This is a genomic window from Viridibacillus soli (assembly GCF_016612995.1).
GTDB lineage: Bacteria > Bacillota > Bacilli > Bacillales_A > Planococcaceae > Viridibacillus > Viridibacillus soli.
The window spans coordinates 25,224-44,066 of the sequence record NZ_JAEOAH010000047.1 but is presented as its reverse complement, the minus strand read 5'-3'; the positions used below and the strand labels follow the sequence as shown (position 1 = coordinate 44,066).

Annotated in this window: 18 protein-coding genes and 1 pseudogene; 11 read left to right on the top strand and 8 right to left on the bottom strand. The window is 33.6% G+C overall.

What is annotated here, in order from left to right; translation table 11 throughout:
* The 5 genes and pseudogenes from JFL43_RS22820 to JFL43_RS19945 all read right to left on the bottom strand — a co-directional run.
* Positions 1–651 (bottom strand): annotated as a pseudogene (locus tag JFL43_RS22820) (transposase); the annotation flags it as partial.
* Between the two features lie 256 nt (positions 652–907).
* Entirely contained in the window at positions 908–1,567 is a 660-nt protein-coding gene (locus JFL43_RS19960) for a CPBP family intramembrane glutamic endopeptidase (RefSeq protein ID WP_200750373.1), read from the bottom strand.
* Positions 1,568–2,130: 563 nt separating this feature from the next.
* On the bottom strand, positions 2,131–2,850 hold the full coding sequence (locus JFL43_RS19955; RefSeq protein ID WP_200750372.1) for an ABC transporter permease: 720 nt from the start codon (positions 2,848–2,850) through the stop codon (positions 2,131–2,133).
* Complete coding sequence (locus tag JFL43_RS19950) at positions 2,850–3,638, bottom strand: ABC transporter permease (RefSeq protein WP_200750371.1); 789 nt, start codon at positions 3,636–3,638, stop codon at positions 2,850–2,852. Before JFL43_RS19950 ends, JFL43_RS19955 begins: the two co-directional genes overlap by 1 nt.
* Complete coding sequence (locus tag JFL43_RS19945) at positions 3,622–4,359, bottom strand: ABC transporter ATP-binding protein (RefSeq protein WP_200750370.1); 738 nt, start codon at positions 4,357–4,359, stop codon at positions 3,622–3,624. Before JFL43_RS19945 ends, JFL43_RS19950 begins: the two co-directional genes overlap by 17 nt.
* Positions 4,360–4,755: 396 nt before the next feature.
* Between JFL43_RS19945 and JFL43_RS19940 the strand changes: the two genes are divergently transcribed.
* Complete coding sequence (locus tag JFL43_RS19940; protein WP_200750369.1) at positions 4,756–5,469, top strand: LytR/AlgR family response regulator transcription factor; 714 nt, start codon at positions 4,756–4,758, stop codon at positions 5,467–5,469.
* Between the two features lie 254 nt (positions 5,470–5,723).
* Entirely contained in the window at positions 5,724–6,650 is a 927-nt protein-coding gene (locus tag JFL43_RS19935; RefSeq protein WP_234447912.1) for a sensor histidine kinase, read from the top strand.
* Positions 6,651–7,266: 616 nt separating this feature from the next.
* Here JFL43_RS19935 and JFL43_RS19930 read toward each other — a convergent pair.
* The gene (locus tag JFL43_RS19930; RefSeq protein WP_200750367.1) at positions 7,267–7,884 is read right to left on the bottom strand and encodes a DUF7010 family protein; all 618 of its coding nucleotides are present in this window, start codon (positions 7,882–7,884) and stop codon (positions 7,267–7,269) included.
* 417 nt (positions 7,885–8,301) lie between these two features.
* Positions 8,302–8,643 carry a winged helix-turn-helix transcriptional regulator gene (locus tag JFL43_RS19925; protein ID WP_200750366.1) on the bottom strand — a complete coding sequence of 114 codons (342 nt, stop codon included), beginning with the start codon at positions 8,641–8,643 and terminating at the stop codon, positions 8,302–8,304.
* 132 nt (positions 8,644–8,775) lie between these two features.
* Here JFL43_RS19925 and JFL43_RS19920 point away from each other — a divergent pair, with 132 nt between their 5' ends.
* The 8 genes from JFL43_RS19920 to JFL43_RS19885 all read left to right on the top strand — a co-directional run bounded on the left by JFL43_RS19920 (position 8,776) and on the right by JFL43_RS19885 (position 16,286).
* Entirely contained in the window at positions 8,776–9,402 is a 627-nt protein-coding gene (locus JFL43_RS19920) for a nitroreductase family protein (RefSeq protein WP_200750365.1), read from the top strand.
* A gap of 982 nt (positions 9,403–10,384) precedes the next feature.
* Entirely contained in the window at positions 10,385–10,813 is a 429-nt protein-coding gene (locus JFL43_RS19915; protein ID WP_200750364.1) for a hypothetical protein, read from the top strand.
* A gap of 758 nt (positions 10,814–11,571) precedes the next feature.
* Entirely contained in the window at positions 11,572–11,994 is a 423-nt protein-coding gene (locus tag JFL43_RS19910; RefSeq protein ID WP_200750363.1) for a VOC family protein, read from the top strand.
* A 566-nt stretch (positions 11,995–12,560) separates the two neighbouring features.
* Entirely contained in the window at positions 12,561–13,103 is a 543-nt protein-coding gene (locus tag JFL43_RS19905) for an RNA polymerase sigma factor (RefSeq protein ID WP_200750362.1), read from the top strand.
* Positions 13,087–13,872 carry a hypothetical protein gene (locus JFL43_RS19900; protein WP_200750361.1) on the top strand — a complete coding sequence of 262 codons (786 nt, stop codon included), beginning with the start codon at positions 13,087–13,089 and terminating at the stop codon, positions 13,870–13,872. Before JFL43_RS19905 ends, JFL43_RS19900 begins: the two co-directional genes overlap by 17 nt.
* Positions 13,862–14,680 (top strand): hypothetical protein, encoded by an 819-nt coding sequence (locus JFL43_RS19895; protein WP_200750360.1) that lies wholly within the window; start codon positions 13,862–13,864, stop codon positions 14,678–14,680. Before JFL43_RS19900 ends, JFL43_RS19895 begins: the two co-directional genes overlap by 11 nt.
* Positions 14,674–15,417, top strand: a complete 744-nt coding sequence (locus JFL43_RS19890) for a hypothetical protein (protein ID WP_200750359.1) — start codon at positions 14,674–14,676, stop codon at positions 15,415–15,417. Before JFL43_RS19895 ends, JFL43_RS19890 begins: the two co-directional genes overlap by 7 nt.
* Positions 15,417–16,286: an ABC transporter ATP-binding protein gene (locus tag JFL43_RS19885; RefSeq protein ID WP_234447911.1), complete on the top strand. Its 870-nt coding sequence runs from the start codon at positions 15,417–15,419 to the stop codon at positions 16,284–16,286. The genes JFL43_RS19890 and JFL43_RS19885 overlap by 1 nt, the downstream gene beginning before the upstream one ends.
* Positions 16,287–16,370: 84 nt before the next feature.
* Here the strand turns inward: JFL43_RS19885 and JFL43_RS19880 are convergent, their stop codons facing one another.
* Positions 16,371–17,159, bottom strand: a complete 789-nt coding sequence (locus JFL43_RS19880) for a lipid II flippase Amj family protein (RefSeq protein ID WP_200750358.1) — start codon at positions 17,157–17,159, stop codon at positions 16,371–16,373.
* A gap of 586 nt (positions 17,160–17,745) precedes the next feature.
* On the opposite strand from JFL43_RS19880, the gene JFL43_RS19875 reads away from it, so the two are divergent.
* Positions 17,746–18,840, top strand: coding sequence for a sensor histidine kinase (locus JFL43_RS19875; protein WP_200750357.1), 1,095 nt, complete (start codon positions 17,746–17,748; stop codon positions 18,838–18,840).
* The last annotated feature ends 3 nt before the right edge of the window (positions 18,841–18,843 follow it).

Below are 18,843 nucleotides of genomic sequence, written 5' to 3'. Positions count from 1 at the left end.
CTTTTTCTTGTTGGAATTCACGATTTAAAACATTGGCTATTTGTGCTTCGTTGCTACGCTTTTTCTGTGGTTTAAAATAGGCCTCTGTATAGTTAGAGACAAGAACGAGCTGTTTCATGATACGACTAATGCGACGTCTTGAAACGACTTTCTCTTGCTTCTCTAGTTCTTTCTTGATCTTACGTGTCCCATAGTTATGACGACTTTGTTTGAAAATAACGTAAATGCGCTCCTATAAATCAGCCTCTTCAGCTTGTCTTTCGTCGTCTTCGCTTTTCTTCACTTGATAATAGTATGAACTTCTTGGAATTTGCAGGACGTCGCACATTGCTGATACCGAATATTTGTGAGCGTTCTTACGAATCACATCTATTTTCGTCCCATGATCAGCGCTGCTTGCTTTAAAATATCGTTCTCCATCTTCAAGCGTTGATTTTCTTTACGTAGACGCAATAATTCTTTTTCTTCTTCTGTACGGTTTTCTTTCGCTGAAAATGAACCCGTTTCTTGATGATTTTTAATCCACCGATCTAATGCAGAAGGTGTAATATCATATTCTCTGGCAATATCCGCACGGGACTTCCCATTTTCATAAAGCTGCACTATTTGTAGCTTAAATTCAGGGGTATACGTTTTACGTTCTCTTCTCATTTTTGACACGCTCCTTAGGGTAGTAATTTTAGTGTACTAGCCCTTATAAGAACTGTCTAACTTAGCGTAGCCTATCCACATTTCCTAACTCAAGATGTATACCTATATTCCATTGATAATAAAAATTCGGAGTTATAGAAAAGTCATTATAATGTTTTTCCATAATTTCTTTTCGTTGCATAAATATCCACCTTTTCGTTCCTAAATAACCGCGCCCTTTAATTAAATAATTCCTCTTAATAATAAATCCTTTTGATTAAATGATGCTAAGAATATAATTATGAAATGCATGTAGTAAGATGACAGTCCATAATGAGCCCGTCTTTTTAAAAACAAATCCAAATAGTAAGCCAATAAGAAAAACGTAAATATGAGAACCAAATTGAAAAATGACATCATTGTATATCCAAATTGGATAATGTATGACTAAAAATAATAAAGCCGTCATTATATTCGCCTTCCAAAAAGCTAATTTTTTATTGAACTCTTGTAAAATTAATCCTCTAAATACAATCTCTTCAGCAAGCCCCGCCATTAGAACAGTATTTAGATAGTCATCAAAAGACAATGAAAAATGAAAATAAACACCATTAAAGAGGAATGCTTCTAAAATTAAACCGGCTCCTAACAGTAGCGAAAGAAGAATTCCCCAAAATACACCTTCCTTCACATTAACATTCATTTTTAGATAGCTGATTGGATCTGAATGTAAATGGATTTTTATATAAATCCACACTGGAACAATCCAAATGAGACTCTTAACCAATGCCTCTAATAGAGGGGATATTATTTCACCGAATGAATATATGTATTCTAATAACCATAATTCTTTTATGGTCCAAGCTAAGTAAAAAAGGACTAGAAAGCCTATAATTATATTGACATCATTATTTTTTTCTTTGAATGTGGCACTCAAGTATGCCCACCTCTTTCACGTTTTATCTTTAATACGATTGAAGTTAAAGTAGGTTCTGATGTTTTTCGTGTAAACTTATCCATGCGATTGATCTAAATATAGTTACAGAAAATTCAGTTTCATCTACTACGTTAAACTATTTTAATGCGACGCTAGTGACTTGTTTCTGAGATAAAACTATGTTATTTCCTCCAATTAGAAAACGATAAATAAGATTACTTTTAATTATTAACTTATCATCATCAATATTCAGGTGTGACTTTTCCATTAGAAAACAACAATTTGGAGCGGGATTGATTTATGTAAATTTTTATACCAAGCCTTATTGACATAATATTGCATGTGCCTCCATTTGTTGTTTAAGCTTAAAATATACCCTCATCTTTCCATACTCAGGGCTGTGGTCCACTACAATTTCAACTGTTCTATAACCATTTGAAAGCCCTCTAGTAATCCAAAAAAAGATCTTTACATTAAAACAAATTACGTAATTATACTGAAGAATTTGCAACAAAATCTTCAGTATAATTGCACTTTATTAATAGAATCATGTCTATACCAAATTATCGAACATTACGATATGAAAACAACCAAGAAGAAATAATTAAAAATAATACTACCCAAGAAAATTGAACCGCTAGCCCAGACCATTTATCCAATAAGGTATTTAAAGCTGGTATTGAAAAAAGATTCAATGTAGCAAGAGTAGGTAAAAATTTTGCCAACTGAGAAATTGCAAACAACATTTGGCTAAGTCCCAAAATAAGCGGGAACATGATAGCGATAGGTGCTATAAGCGATTTTGTCATAATAGATAAGGCAGAGGTAATCCAAGCTAATTGAATCCAACTAAGTATGCCAAGAGAAATACTTCCAAAAAACCGTATCATTAAAGTACCTGTCCATTCCATATCATGTTGAAAAAAAAGAACAAGTAAACTAAGTACACTTGAAACTATTCCTATAAATACTATAATTATGGTAATATTCACAAATTTCGCACACAATAATTTTAATCTTGATGGTTGTGTGAGAAGTGTTGTTCTTAGAGCAGTGTGCGAATATTCTTGTCCTAAATAACCTGCACTGGCAACAATAATTCCTAGTTGACCTAAATAGAGGGCTTGCAAGCAAAGAGAAAGTATCTCCTCCTCTCTCCCTATCTTTGGTGTATCGGATGTTAATAAGAAGAGTAAGGGAATGATAATAGCTCCGATTACACCTAAAGTACACCAACCAAAAGAAAAAAATTTAGTTTTCTCACTACGCAACGCAGCGTACATCAATATTTCCCTCCTACATCATTACGAATAAAAGCATAATAAGATGTGATTAAAGTTAATATCACCCATATCAGCAGTACTATACTGCCTTTTAATGGATCATGTTCAATAGGGTCTGTTGGTATTGCAATGAGAAGATTACCTGCTGCCACAGGAAGATACTCCCCCCATCCCCATTTTTGCGCTAAATAATTCCCAAGATTGTAAACCTGAGGAACTAAAAATACTAAAGGTACTATAGCATTTCTAAAGAGCATTCCAATCCCGAAAGAAAGTATTGTTAGTAAAATCCAATCTAGCACTGAAAAGCCAATAAACTGCCAAGCTATTGTACTTAAATAAAATGGATGTAAACCTAGTTCCCCCAAACCAAAATGCGTAATAGAAATTGTGGCAAAAATTGTCAAAAATGATATTAATGTACTACATATTAAAAGTGCAAGTACTTTCGCACAGAAAACCTTAATACGACTACTTTGACATAGTAAAGTTGTACGTAATATATGATGTTTATATTCACTTGCCCCTAAAATTCCTCCAAAGACAACCATCGGTAATAACCCAAAAAGCACTGCATCAAATCCCAAATAATCCAAAGGAGGTAAGGCTACCGCTAATTCCGGGTGAGTTTCTGGTGTCGCGTCTAAACCCATCTCAGCGAAGCTTTTTGCTGAGATAAGTGCAAGTAATGGTTGAATAACGACAACTAAAGCACAAATTACCCACCACACTCTACTTGAACAAATCTTTATCAGTTCAAATCGTATGGTTCTAGAAAAAGTCTTCATCTTTTGCTTCACCTTCTTCTGTAAGAGAAAAGAACACATCTTCCAATGATTCTAGATTTTTCATAACATCCTGAAGTTCACCAGTTGCTATAACTTTTCCATGATTAATAATAACTACATTGTCTGCCACAGCTTCCACTTCAGAAAGAAGATGTGATGACAATAAAATAGTCTTTCCCATGTCTGATTGCTGACGAATAAATTTTCTAAACCAGCGAATTCCTGTTGGATCAAGTCCATTGGTTGGTTCATCAAGAACAATATATTGAGGGTCTCCCAAAAGAGCTACTGCAAGTCCAAGACGTTGTCCTTCACCCAATGATAAAGTTCCCAGCCTAGCTTTGCTTTTTTCTGATAAACCGACTATTTTCAATACTTCGGACACACGACGGAAAGAAATGTTGTTGCTTTGTGCTATGATTTTCAGATGGGTTTTTACCCTTCTAGAAGGAGTACCACCTATACCGTCAAATGCTGCTCCTACCACTTTCAATGGAGTATTAAATGTTACATAGTTACTTCCACCAAAAGTTGCCGTTCCTGTTGAACGATCAAGTCCTAACAAAATACGAAGTGTTGAGCTTTTTCCTGCACCATTTGGTCCAAGAAAAGCTGTGATTCTCCCTTGTTTTGCTTCAAATGACACATCTTTTAAAATATCTTTTTCTCCATGTCGCTTACATAATTGTGATATAACAATATTGTTTGTAGTATTCTTCAATATATATATCTCCTTTGAAATAAATTAGTATTGATTAACAGAATTTCAGTTTCTAAATTAAACAAATAGGAACTTAACATCATATTTGTTTTAATAATAATCTATTTTTAAACTATTTTTCTTTTGTGTAACAAACTGCAAGTTATATGTAATTTTTGACATTATTTCTATTCTAGTCTAATGATTGGATATAGAGAATAGGATCTTTTCTAATAATAATAATGTCTAATTTAACTGGTTATGGAAGATGGTTGTAGAATGGGAGAAGTGGCTAAGTATTTAAACTAATTTACAAATTCTTCCTGAATGGTGGTAAACTATAAAAATAACACGCATTTTCAGAATGTCTCAGGTTTCTGTCTAGGACAAATATAGTAAGAATTTAGGAGTGAAACGATGGTAATAAAAGTTGCTATTTGTGATGATGTTCCAGTTATTGCAAAAGCTATCGAAGATTTAATGTTAGAATATGACTCCTCGTTATTTGATATTGATATATTCTACAATCCATTTCGTTTAATTGAATTACTTAAAGAAAATACATATGATTTGTTTGTTTTAGATTTTGAGTTTCCAAATCTATCGGGAATAGTGATTGCCGAGACCATTAGAAAGAGTAATTATAATTGTCCAATTATCTTTATTACAAATTTCAAAGAATATATGGAAAAGGCTTTTAAGGTTAACACTTTTGATTACATTTTAAAACCAGTAACAAAAGACAAACTATATCCTACCTTGAATCGCGCTATTAAATATTTAGATTTAGATGATTCAAAATTTATGTTTACATTTAACAAAGTTTTTTACAGTCTTTCTTTTAGTGAAATTATTTACTTTGAAAAAAATAAAAGGAAAGTACTTATTCACACACCCTCTGATATATATGAAACGATTCTTCAAACAAAAGCCCTTTTATCAAAAGTTAATGATAATTTTGTGCAGGTCCACAACTCGTTTATTGTTAATGTTAGATATGTAAAACAAATTAGCAATAATACAATTACCGCCAATTTAAATGATAAGCAAACTGTTGAAATACCAATAAGTCGTAAATTTATAGATAGTGCCAGAAAACAAATTTTGATGAAGTTAAGAGACTTAATATAATGAATGACACTATCGTTACATTATTCAACTTTAACAATTTTCCTTATATACTTATCAATATCATCTTCACTGCTTTATTGTTTTCAGTTATCGCAAAGAGGACTCAGATAGATTTGAGAAAAGAGTTCTTTTGGGTAATTTATTTATTATTTATGTTTTTAATCTGTGATTCCGTTTCGTTTTTTATTACGAAAGTGATATCACGATTAGAAAGTTATGATTCAAATTTTCTCTTTATGGCTGGAGGGGGAGGTATGGCTATAATTTTAAAACTAATGGCTGTAGCTGTTCTTAAAATTATCTTTCTTCAAAAGCGTAAATTAAAGAGACCTATAAATGTTTTTCTCCTAATGGCACTAATTTCTATACCAATGATATCGATATTTGTGTTAAGTACTGCTGTAGTATCTGAAATTCATATTATTAATCAACCTAATTTTATTTTTATATTGATTGCTACTTGTATTATTTATATGAATTTATGCATACTATATCTTTATATAACCCTCGGAAATTATTATGAAAAGCTTGAAAAAACTAAAACGCAAAAAAAAGTATTTGAATCAGAATTGAAATTTTTCAAACAACTAAAGGATTCACAATCTAAACTATATTCAATGAAGCATGACTTAAAAAATCAATATGTAGTTCTAATGGGTATGTTAAGTCAGGGAGATACTGCTGGAGCTGAAAAATATCTTCAAAATTCGATACAGAAAATCGAACACATTGATTATTTTTTTACAAATAACTATGTGCTAAATTATCTTCTGAATGAAAAAATATCTATTGCTGAAAGCAATGGAATAACTTTAAACGTTAAATCTTTCTTTCCTGAAAAGATTAAATTAGATACTGATATTTTTGCAGTTGTGCTAGGAAATTTAATAGATAATTCTATAAACGCAGTCTTACGTTTATCTAATTCTAAAGAAAAAGAGATTTCACTTCTTATCAAACAATTTGATAATAACCTACTTATAGAAATTTCAAATGTATTTGATACTGCGGAGCTTCAAACTCGAAAGAATAGACGATTCGAGGGAATAGGAATTAAAAATGTGAAAAGAATTGTGGAAGTGCATGGTGGAATTTATAATCAATGGATTCAAGATAATCAGTATATCGTAAGTATACTTTTACTCAATGTATATGAAAAAGAAGATGAATGTAACAGCTAAAATAGAATCAACAGAAACTGCTTGAATCGAATGAACACTTTTTGCCTAAATTCGCCAAATCTTATAAACGCTGTATCAATGGAGGAGAAGCTAGTGTTATATATTAAGATTCAGCAATTAAAAAAACGAGGATTAAGGATCGCACAAATTGCAAAACATTTAATTATTGCAAGTAATACAGTTTGAACTACTCCCCGTCAAGTAGACAGTGTAAATAAAAAGAACGGAATCAGAGTATACAAAGAATTACTGTAAAAAATATTCCTTTTTAGTTATGAAAAACCGGAGTTTTGTACTACCATCATTTCAATAAAAGTAAAGAGTTCCACTGTTTTTTTATCTAAGATAAGCTTCTGGTGTAGCTCATGAATAAAGATGAAAAGTAAGCTACAAACGTTTTTTTATAAATAGAAGAAGCCCACTCATTTTGAAAAAAGATTAGTCAAAATGAGTGGGTTTAATATTGATAGTTTTTATAAAAATGTTTGATTGTTTTCTCCTGTGTTATTTAAGAATTGAGCCCTTTAGATGAATAAGAAAGTAACTCTGCTTTTCATTTTATTGTATAATAAACATATTTTTTCGGTGTAAAGTCCAATCTCACTTTTTATGTTATTTATTTTGAGACGATACCTAGCAATCTTCTACCCATTAGCCATATTGCAAGACCAGTTCCCCACAAGATCAGGGCAGAGCCAAAGCCCACTACAGACATAAATGCATTGATCTGATGTTCCCCCAGCGTGACTTTTGCAGGTACAAACAGCCATGTAATAATAGCAAGTAAACAAAGGAGTGTGCCTGTCAAATAATAGAGTCTGACTTGAAAAAGAGGTGCCAATGGGAAAAAATGAACACCGACAATAATAGCTATTACGACAGGTATAAGTTCAGGGTGACGAGTAGCGTTACTGACAGCAATCGTGATTGCTATAGCCAAACCCTCTGCCGCAAAAATAATGTTAAACCAAAACCTCGTACGCTTCCCATGCCTTAAGGCTGTTTTCGAAACCTGATTCGTCAATTCTCCCGATGCGCGTATTAATGAAACACCGCCGATGAACAGCGCTATACCTATGGCAACAGCAGTAACTGACAATAATGGAACTCCCCAGCCTTGCAATCCCATAATTCCTGTGTACGCCCACAGAGTACCAAAAAACGCCATGAAAAATACACCAGATGCCGTTCCGCGTACTGCGGCACCAGGAATAGTTCTAGATGTTTGTGTCACAAATAAATACCTCCTTTCAACCTAAGTATGTGTTCATTACAACCGCATATCAGCCGACATCAGTATTAGGTTTAGTTCATTCGAGAAAAAATCCTATATACATTTTTATAATTATATTCAGGCAGGCAAATTGCTGAACTACTCTGCCCGGTTATCTCAATACACCTTATTCAACTAAATGGCCCGTTTGTTGAATAGCATGGCTAATATTTTTAAATAACTTTATTATCTGTATACAGATGGAGAACAGCAAAATTCGATATTTTAAATAGGTATCTAAAAGGACCAAACATATTTTATATGACTAATATGTTTGGTCCTTTAATTTATTTAACTTTTTTCGATTTTGGTCTTGATAAATTACACTAGATGAATGGCTTTTTGCGTACTTTAAAGCAGTAAGAAATAATAAAATTTTTAGGATTCAATCGTTGTCTTTTCAAAATCACATAAATCAATCCATTTTTGAATAGATGCAATAACTTCCTGGAATGCCAAACCGTTTGGGGTTAATTCATATTCTACTTTTTTAATGGAAGAGTCAATTAGCTTTTTGTTGATTAAGCCCGCTTTTACAAGTTCATTTAAGCGATCAGTCAGTAAGCGGTCAGAAATTCCGGGGATAGTAGCGTGAATTTCGTGATAACGTTTTGGGCCTGATAATAAAGTATAAATAATCATACCCATCCAGCGTTTCCCGATAAATTCGATCGCTTGATGGTAGCTGCTGCATATATGTGTACAATTCGGTTGATTCATAAAATAACCTCCCGTTTTGAATTCATTTTCTTCTATTGTAACATATAAAACTTTTTTATTGACGTATAAACTTACTAATGGTAAGCTTTCATTTATTAACTTACTATTAGTAAGTTTTGAGGAGGAAATATTATGTCAACAACAAATTCAAATTTATATACGATTATGCATGATAGAAAATCAGTTCGTAAGTACGATCCTACTTTTAAAATGTCTCAAGCAGAACTTGAAGAAATCATTAAAGAAGCGACTAGTGCGCCATCTTCAAGTAATCTACAAGCATGGAGATTCCTTGTCATTCAAGATGACACAACGAAAAAAGAACTTCGTGCAATCGCTAACAATCAAGAACAAATTGAAACATCTTCAGCAGTTATTACCGTTTTAGGAGATGCTGAAATGTACAAAAACGTAGAAAAAATCTATACTCAAAATGTAGCAGAAGGGCATATGGATGAAGCACAGAGGAATTTAACGATTAGCAATACGCTTCGTATTTACCCATCTGCTCCATTAGAAGTAAGAAAAAGTATCGCAACTTTTGATGCAGGTCTAATTTCAATGCAACTAATGCTTATCGCAAAAGAAAAAGGCTTTGATACAGTAACAATGGGCGGATTTGATAAAGTGAAATTTGCTGAACGATTTGAATTACCGGAAAATCAATTCCCAATCGTATTAATCGCTATTGGTAAAGCAGCTGCACCAGCATTTGGCTCATCACGTTTACCATTAGAAGATATTGCGCGTTTTATTTAAATACATTTAAAAATTGTGGAAAAGCAGAAACTTAATTGTTTCTGCTTTTTTTGGTGTGCCGGGCATGTCCGTCAATTAGGTGATGAAAGTTCACTGTGGGCGTTGGGATATGCAAACCACTGGCCAAGAGCAAGGGTGTCCACGGCGACGCGGAATCTGGCGGAAGTTGGCGGCAAAACCTTGGTCCGAGGTACACGAATCACATTCGAGGTTGTTCTGTTTGGTGTTGAATTGAAATAAAGTTTGATCGTTTATAAAAAAGATTGATTAAAATGTGCATTCACTTTCTGAAAAGTTGATGCAAAAAGGTTTGTCGCGTGTTTTCAATCAATCTTTATTCTAAAAGTAAATGGAATCGGTTTGATTTTGATCAAATTTTTTTAGAAAGCTACAGGCTAAACTAAAAGGCCTGAATCCGGTACAATACCGAACGCAGGCTTTTACTTATTGCTTTCTTTATGCACACGTTGTTTTAGCAAAACATAATTCCGCCCTCTCGGTATTAGCACTCATTAGTGAGAGATCTATCAAAGGCTATTTAAAAATACTTTAACTTGTTTTATTTTTCAGCTTTATACACAACTTTTTTCCACGAACTTTCCTTTTTCCACGTTTTAGTGATACGAAAATTGTACCGCCATTCTTATTTAGCTTTTTGTTAGAAAGGATTACTTTAGAGCCTTTAGCTTTACCAGTATAAAGCAAATTTTTATTGCGATATAGACTTTCACTACATCGTTTTTATCATTATTTCCTTTTCTATTCAGCACTTTATGGAAGATTCAGATTATGCTATAGAAGTATTGGAACTTTTAAATATTAGTTATTTAAAATACGTTTTGTAAATACCTCGCTAGTCTAATTGGTTTTTAAGGATATACTATTTGCATAAGATTTTGTTGTTTTAACAACAACGAATTGGGAATTTATGTTACAGTTGTGAAGTAATGTACTTAAAATGATAAATAAAAGGGGAGTTCATATGAAATTTACAAAGACCTTATTTGTTTCATTGGCAATGATTTTATTTGTTATTACAGGGTGTTCTAATGGAATAGAAGACGAAGGAGAAAATATAGAAGTTGAAAAGCGTATTGGTAATGAAAATAAATATGAAGAATTTAAAGAAATTAATGATAATAAGCAAGTTCAAAAGGTGAAAGATATATTAGATGAGTTTGATTGGGAAAACGCCAAAGTAGATATGGAACGTCCTGCTGATTACCACTTTTGGTTTCGATTTAAAAGTTCTAAAATGTCAGCAAAAGCAGTGTTATATGAAATTTGGATAAGTCCAAATAAAGATAAAGTAGAGGTTGTGAGAGGTGAGAATCAGTATGTTCAACTAAACGTGGAGAATTCTACTGATTTATTTGAAATATTAACAGGAGAAAAGCTTTCTGATTTGTGATTGGATAGTACGGGTGTTTTAAAAGAGTTTGAAGGAAGTTTTGAACTTTAATCTTTCTGCAACTAACGGGTACTTCGTATTATAAGGTTAATCAGTTTTTACTGGTTGACCTTTTTTGTGTACCGGGCATGTCCGTCAACTAGGTGATGAAAGTTCACTGTGGGCGGACTTACCCCGGAAATCTGATGAATACCTGGAGACAGAAGAAATTGGAGGATAAGATTCTGCGCCTTACGAATCGCAATTGGAGGGTTCGAATGGACGAATGAATTAAACGCCTCAACTACCTAATTCAGGGGTGGGGTAATTACTTTAAAGTGAGACGTTGGTACATACGCCAAAAAAATGGACGCCCATATACTCCGAAGACTGCTAGCGTGTCGATGGAAAGAATGGAAGAAAACCTCAACCAAGTATCGCAACCTCAAGAAACTCGGTATCCACCCGAACGTTGCTTACAGAATGGCAAATACCCGAAACGGATATTGGCGTTCATCTAATAATCCAATCATTGATAGAGCACTAAATAATAAATAATGGGAGAAACAAAATCTAACAAGTCTCTACCTGGTTATTTTAAAACCATAAAACTTTTGAACCGCCGTATACGGAACCGTACGTACGTTGGTGTGAGAGGTCGGAGGCTAGTCGCCTCCTCCTACTTGATTACACTTATTTTTAAAATGGTTAGGGATAAAAAGGAATAGAGCCTTATTAATAGAATTATTATATAGAACATATAGAGAGGAGATTAAAATATGGATGATAAATTATTAAGAGTGGGAATTACTTATATCCCGGTAAGTGATGTTGATGTTTCGGCAGAGTGGTATGTCAATAATTTGGGTGCTGAACTGAGCTATAAAGACGAAGAAAAAGCGATTATTAATTTTGCCAACCAAAGCTTTTTCTTAGTTAAAGCGAAAGAAAATCAAAGTTCAAATTTTATCGACAGTAACGGCAATGAGCGTTTCTCTATGACATTTGAGGTCGATGGACTCAGTGCCTTAGAAGAAATACATAGTATTTTTGTTGGACGTGAAATGAAAGTCGGAAGTATTGAAAATAGAGGGCATGCTGGAAGGAACTTTATCTTTTCAGATTTAAATGGAAATAAATTTGATGTTTGGAGTGAATTGAGTCCAAATTTTAAAGAAAACAAAAATTTGGTTAGTAAATGATTAGTGCCCATATCCATCAGGCGTGGGGGCATTATTGGTTTAGCATACGCATGATAAAGTAGATCGGCTGATACTATTAGATATCATCTATACAAGAATTGAGCGTTTCCCTGTTAGAACGTTCGGTAAAACTGGATACTTTTTACCCGTCATTAGCAATATCCATAAATTATTTGGGCAAGGTTTTTTAGAAAAAGAATCAGATACTAAGGAAGTACCAAGGCCTAAAACAGAGGAAGGAATAAAGAAAGTAATAGAAGAGAGTTTGAATTTGAAGATATTCCTTTTATTAGAGAGACCATTGAAAACCAATAAAAAAGTATCTTGTCGGGTAATAGCTTGTTATTAGCAGCTTATAGAAGCAATCCACCTAAAATCTTAAAGTGGTAATATAAATATAATTAGTAAATATTTTCAGACCATTTATCTTCAAATTTGAAGATAAATGGTCTGATTTATTGTGCAACTAATTTAAGAGTACATAAAGTTATTGAAAAGAATTTAAATTTTTTAAATCCTTTTGACGTTTTAGATTGTTTTACTTATAGAAAGGGAGGATAGCTAGCGTGAAAGATGATTATGAACTGATAAAAGAAATTAAGCTAGGCTCTAAAGTGGCAATGGAAGAACTAGTAGATAAATATTATAAGCAAATCTTCCACTATACATATCGTATCCTTGGTTCATATGAGGATGCATACGATGCAACACAAGAAGTTTTTATTGCGATGATGAAAGCACTTCCCACATATCAGGAGCATGGAAAATTTATATCATGGCTGTATACAATTGCACATAATAGGTGCATGAACAATTATAACAAGTTAAAGAAACACAAGTCTGAATTGATAGAGGAACAAGAAATGTCAGCTACTGAAGATCATTCAAACCAATATGCAAATTCGGTGTTTGCAAAGGAATTACTAGATACACTTCCTAAAATTCAAAAGAGTACATTGATTTTAAAATATTATCATGACTTAACTTCAAAAGAGATAGCGAAAATTACGGGAGTAACGATTTTTACAGTAAAATCTAGGTTGTATCAAGGACTTCAGAAGCTACGAAAAACAATAAAGGAGCGTGAAAAGAATGAAAGGAAAGGATGAATTGCGAGTAGAGGAAAAGATAAGTGCTATTTTAGATAGCTATAAAATTGATGATTCACTTGATACCAAAAAGCAAAAAACAAAGTCCGTTTTAGAAGCTTATTTACCAGTACGGCAACCACAACACTCTATCGTGTCAGTTAAAGTACTGATTAAAATGGCACTACAAGAGTTGTTTCTACGTTGTAAAATACAGCTGTCAATCTTTCTATTAGTACTAGTAGCTCTGATGGTTGTTATAGATTCACCTTTGGAAAAGTATTTAATGATGATTTTCACAGCGCCTATCCCTCTATTTATTTGTTTTTGGCAACTCTTTGGAAAGTATGATCAAGCAATGGAGGAGCTGGAACATACATTTAAATGCTCTTTTAATCAAATGTTCTTTTCAAAGGTTGTAGCAATTATCGGTATAGCCATTCTGTTCATTACGATTCCAGCCATTCAATTTTTGCTGACAGGTAGCCAAGTTAGAACAGTTGAACTATTTCAATTAATTATTTTAGGTCTTACACCGATTTGTTTGTTTTCACTCATGCTATTAGTTTTAGTTACTGTAAGTAGAAATGTGAATATTATGCTGACGACATTTTTGATTTGGATGTTATTTGGGTTTTCAGCTTTATCTACGCAAGTTGGAGAGTTGCTTGTAAACGTAAATGTTATTTTTTATGCAGTAGTCATTGTAGTTTCAACTGTATCGATCATTTTGAAACTGAAACAATTACTACAATTGGACAGAAAGGATTTAATGAAATATGAATCTTAAAATTGCGGAGGTGAAGAAATTCCTCCTATTCAAGGAGATCTATATCGCAGTGGTCTTTTGCACTGGGCTTACACTTTTAATGCAATCTGCGATAGTATCACCAGATGAGCCATTTTATTTCTGGAAAAACATGCATGATTTTATGGGATATGTTGGGTATTGGATGGTAGCTATTTTGCTTGTTGTTGGGGTGTCAAGAATCGTTCCATTTGAGAATGAGACGGGAATTGATGAATTATTAAAGACATATAAGTATGGGAAAAGGAAGCTACTCTTCGCGAAATTATGGCTCGTCCTAATATATAGCATAGTAGTTGTAACATTTCTATATTCAGTGGTCTTTATTTTTTTTAGTAGCAATTACCGTATAAATGGGGTCAATTCTATGTTGGTGGAAGGAAACTATCAGAGCCCTTGGGATTTTAAAGGCATTGGCAATTGGACAAATGGACAATATTTTTTATTTCAATATATTTATATGATCATCGCTAGTTTCTCATTTGCCTTGTTTCTATTCTTGATTTCTATTTTAGTTAAGAGAAGCGTTGTTATCATGATGATATGTGGAGGTTTATTTGCGGTTTTAGAGTTGATTAAAAGATTTCTATTATTGTATTTTAGCAGCTCCGAAATTGGATATGTATTATCCTTACTTTATCATTATGGATATAATGGCATGCTAAGTGCTTTTTATATGGTGAATTTACAGATTGATGAGCTTTGGAAACTGGTTGTATATTTATTTGTACCGATTATTGGGCTAGTAAGCATGATCACCTACTCGTATGAGAGGAGAGCGAAATGCTGAAGCTAGATCTAAAAAAGCTTGTAACTAATAGATTAGTACTGCCGTCAATTATTGTCGTAATCGTAATATGGGTCTTTACTATTTTTCATAAACATCAATCAGGCTCGCAGAAAATTCTAGAGAATACATTGTCATTTTGGAATGTACTTGGTTCACTGACAGTTGGTTTTCTCATATTATTTGTCACAACAAGACTTTTCGCAATGGATAGGGAGGAGCAGGTTGAGGAAGTCATACATACGACAAAATTAGGTAGACGTACACTTTTCTTAATGCGAATCAAAACGGCGACAATATTTATGCTTGTTATTATTTTGCTTTTTACGTGTATTCAATTGGTCATATCAGTTCGTATTTTTAATACTGGGCAAAGGCTTACGCTTTTAACGGAGCTTTCATTATGGCAACAAACTATTACCGTTCTTATAGGCACACTTTTATTTACCATCTTTACTGCATTAATCTGTGATAGTTTTAAATCTCATCCCATAACTCTTATAATTTGTGGGTTATTTTTTGGACTATCGTATTTAATAAGAGGGTCTATGATTCACAAATATTCACTTGAATGGATTTTAGAGAAAGGCTTTTTCTCATTTCTCATAAAAGGGGAGCTCTTTAGAGCAACGTCTATCGATGTTCTAGAAATCGGCATTTTAGCACTTTGGTATAGCATTTTAATAATAGGAATGTATTGTCTAAATAAACATCTACGGGCAAGGAGGAAAGAAATATAATGTTGAAAATAGAAAATGTCACACAACAATATCGTGATGTATATGCTGTAAAAGAAGTGACTTGCGAGCTCACTCAAGGAATCTACGGGTTACTAGGGCCAAACGGGGCAGGTAAATCTACTCTTATGCGAATTTTAGTAGATGTGCTGAAGCCAACAAAGGGACGTGTTACATATAACGGCAAGGAGATTTCCATATTAGGAGAAAATTATCGAGATATATTAGGTTATCTACCACAGGAGTTTGGGGGCTATAGTCATTTTACAGCTCAAGAATTTTTGCGATATGTGGCCAGTTTAAAAGGAATTGACAGTAGAGTGGCACATGAAAAAGTGGATGGATTATTAGAATTGGTTGGTTTATGTAATGTGAAAAAGAAGAAACTAAAAGGATTTTCAGGAGGTATGACGCGGAGAGTAGGCATTGCACAAGCGTTATTAAATGATCCGCTTATCTTGATATTAGATGAACCTACCGCGGGTCTTGATCCAAGCGAACGCATACGATTACGTGGGATTTTGTCTGAAATATCAAAAGATAAGATTATTCTACTCTCTACACATATTGTTTCGGATATAGAATACGTTGCGAATGAAGTTTTACTTATAAAAGAAGGAGAACTTATTCAGAAGAAGGCGCCCAAGGAATTACTTGCCGCATTAAATGGTCAAGTTTGGACGATGGTAATGAATGAAGATGATTTTCTGAAAAACAAACAGCATTTAAAACTTGTAAATGCTTCTCATCTACAAGGCCAAGTCGAAATTAGGATCATTTCTGATAAAGAGCCCCATGAACAAGCAGTGACTGTAGAACCTCGTTTAGAGGATATTTATGTTTATTATTTTGGAGCTAATGATGTAGTTTAAATTTCAAAACAATGAAAGAACGCTCAGTAGGTCTAGACGTAGACATGCTGAACGTTCTTTTACTTTCATTTGGAATTGGAATAATTAAGCTATAAATTTCGTAAACCAAGCAATATATTTTGCACCTGGGATAAAGAGTGCTTGAGCGAGAACGGTTCCTAACAAGCGGGAAGTAACCATCATAAGTGACATACCTTTTAGATTAGAGTAACTGCCTTTTTGGTTGATGACATCATCTGCAAGGATGGATATTTTAGGGTCGATAAAAATGATGAGCAAAATAGTAGCTATTCCATTTATAAGTCCCGATGCCATAATTGCTGTTGAAGCTCTTTCTGGTGCAATTAGAGCCGCATACAAGGCGGATAACACACCGATTGTATAGATGGCTGTAATGACCATGTTAATGACAAATAGTTTGATTGGGATTTCTTTTAGTCTAATATCCTTCAAGTAAGAAAGTTTTGGCAAGTGGATATGTTTTAGTCCGCGCTTTATGTATTCAAACGTGAATCCCTTTTTGACGAGGGACGGAATGGAGCCTCTTTCTTCAGCTAAATGGATGATTGCTCTTGAGAAAATGGCGATGAAAGTTGGAAGTAATAGGATCCCAATGATTGTGCCAAGTGTGGAAGATGCAATAATGACCCTAAATTGACTTTCGACAAACTCTAATGTATTTTCTTTAGGCGCTTTATCAATTAGGCTTCCGGTAAAAGGTTGCTGCATCATATTGGCAAGCCGCGAAACCATGACCATCAAGTTGAATAGGGACAAAGCAGAAGCAAGCAGTTTGACTCTTGCACCAGATAATCTAACCGCATACGCAAGTGTTTCAATACAATGGATGATCAAAATAAATAATGCGATCAATATCAATTTTTCTGTAAAAAGTTCAGAAATAATATCACCTTCTCTTATAAGTTATATTATCATAACGCTCTAATAAAACGCGATTTAAACCGTGCTTGGGTTAGTTCTATAATATTGGACGAATTTACAATATTATGGTTACGATGTTTTGTTATAATAAAAATAATGGGCTTATATTGAATTTATCTTCAGTTTAGCATGAGTTTTGTGAATTTAATCGTCACCACCTTATTTGAAAGAGCAAAAAACAGAATTTCTAAAGACATCAGTGCAGTACCAGAGTAGTTTATTAGCTTGACACCTAAGTTATTATCGTCTCTCTGAGAATAATCCAAAACATCTCCTTTAACGCTTCTGGCTCTTGTGTTTTATGGCTAGAAAATTAAATGACTTTATTGTAATCAGTCAGTTGATGAAAAAACTTCATAACAACGAAGAAACAAAAGTCCCTACAATTTGGAGGACAATTTCACATTACATTAATCATTTGGACACTTGCGGTACTTGCTAATCTAAATATTTACTAAAAGACTGCAGTAGTTTCAATTGGGATGCTTGTAAAATAAGACTTAATAAGTGAGGTGATATGGTGAGAGAGTTAATCATTCGCTATATTGGTTTGACTTCTACGATCGGTGTATTTTTAATACATATTTTTTTAACTGAAGGCGCTGTAACGAATGCCATATTTATTGTGGCAGCAATCCTGTGCTTATATTTTTTCATCCCACTTAGCAAAGTGCCCTTAGTAAATTATTTACTCATGGGGTTATTCATCCCGGTTGGGGAGGTATTTTCAATCGATATTGTTTATCTATTGCCAATGTATGCCTTTTTCATCATTGAAGGGGCATTTCAACTAAAGCAAAGGGATTATACTATTTTTATAAGTTGGATTTTGTTTATTTTCATCGTTTTGACGGCTATGGAAATCATGCCATTTCTGCCCCTTACGCTTATACTTGCAATCTGTATTAGTTCATATTTATTACAGCAGTTTTATGAGAATGTAATAGAAAAAAGTGAGCTATATACGGGACTGCTAGGGCAGTATCGAATGCTAAAGCGCAGTTTTGTTGAGCAAGAACAAGTAGCGAGAGCCGAAGAGCGTACTAAAATTGCTAGAGATATTCATGATTCAGTGGGACATAAGTTAACGGCGTTGTTAATGCAGCTAGAGATACTTTCCATTCACAAAAAAATAGATGGTATTGAAGAAATGAAAGAGCTTGCAAGAGAAAGTTTAAATGAAACCAGATATGCTGTGCGACAGTTAAAAACAAGCGAAGCTAGTGGGATTCAGTCTGTTATTCAATTAATTCGAAAGCTAGAGATGGAGAGTCACTTACATATTCGGTTTACGTTTGAAACAGGTGTATTATCATTATCAATTTCTAATGAACAAAGCATTGTCCTATATCGAGTGCTACAGGAAAGCTTGACGAATGCGATGAAATATAGCGATTCAAAAGAAGTAGACGTGATTCTTAGACAAAATTCCTTACAAAATGTTCAAGTCATAGTGAAAAATAAAGTGTTGAAACTGGAGACATTTGAATTTGGTTTTGGGTTAACGAATATGATGGGGAGAGTGGAGGAAATTGGTGGTGAACTTCGGGTTAGACAGACCGAACAGCATTTTATTGTTGAAGGAACATTTCCGTTAAAAGTGAGGGTTTAAAAA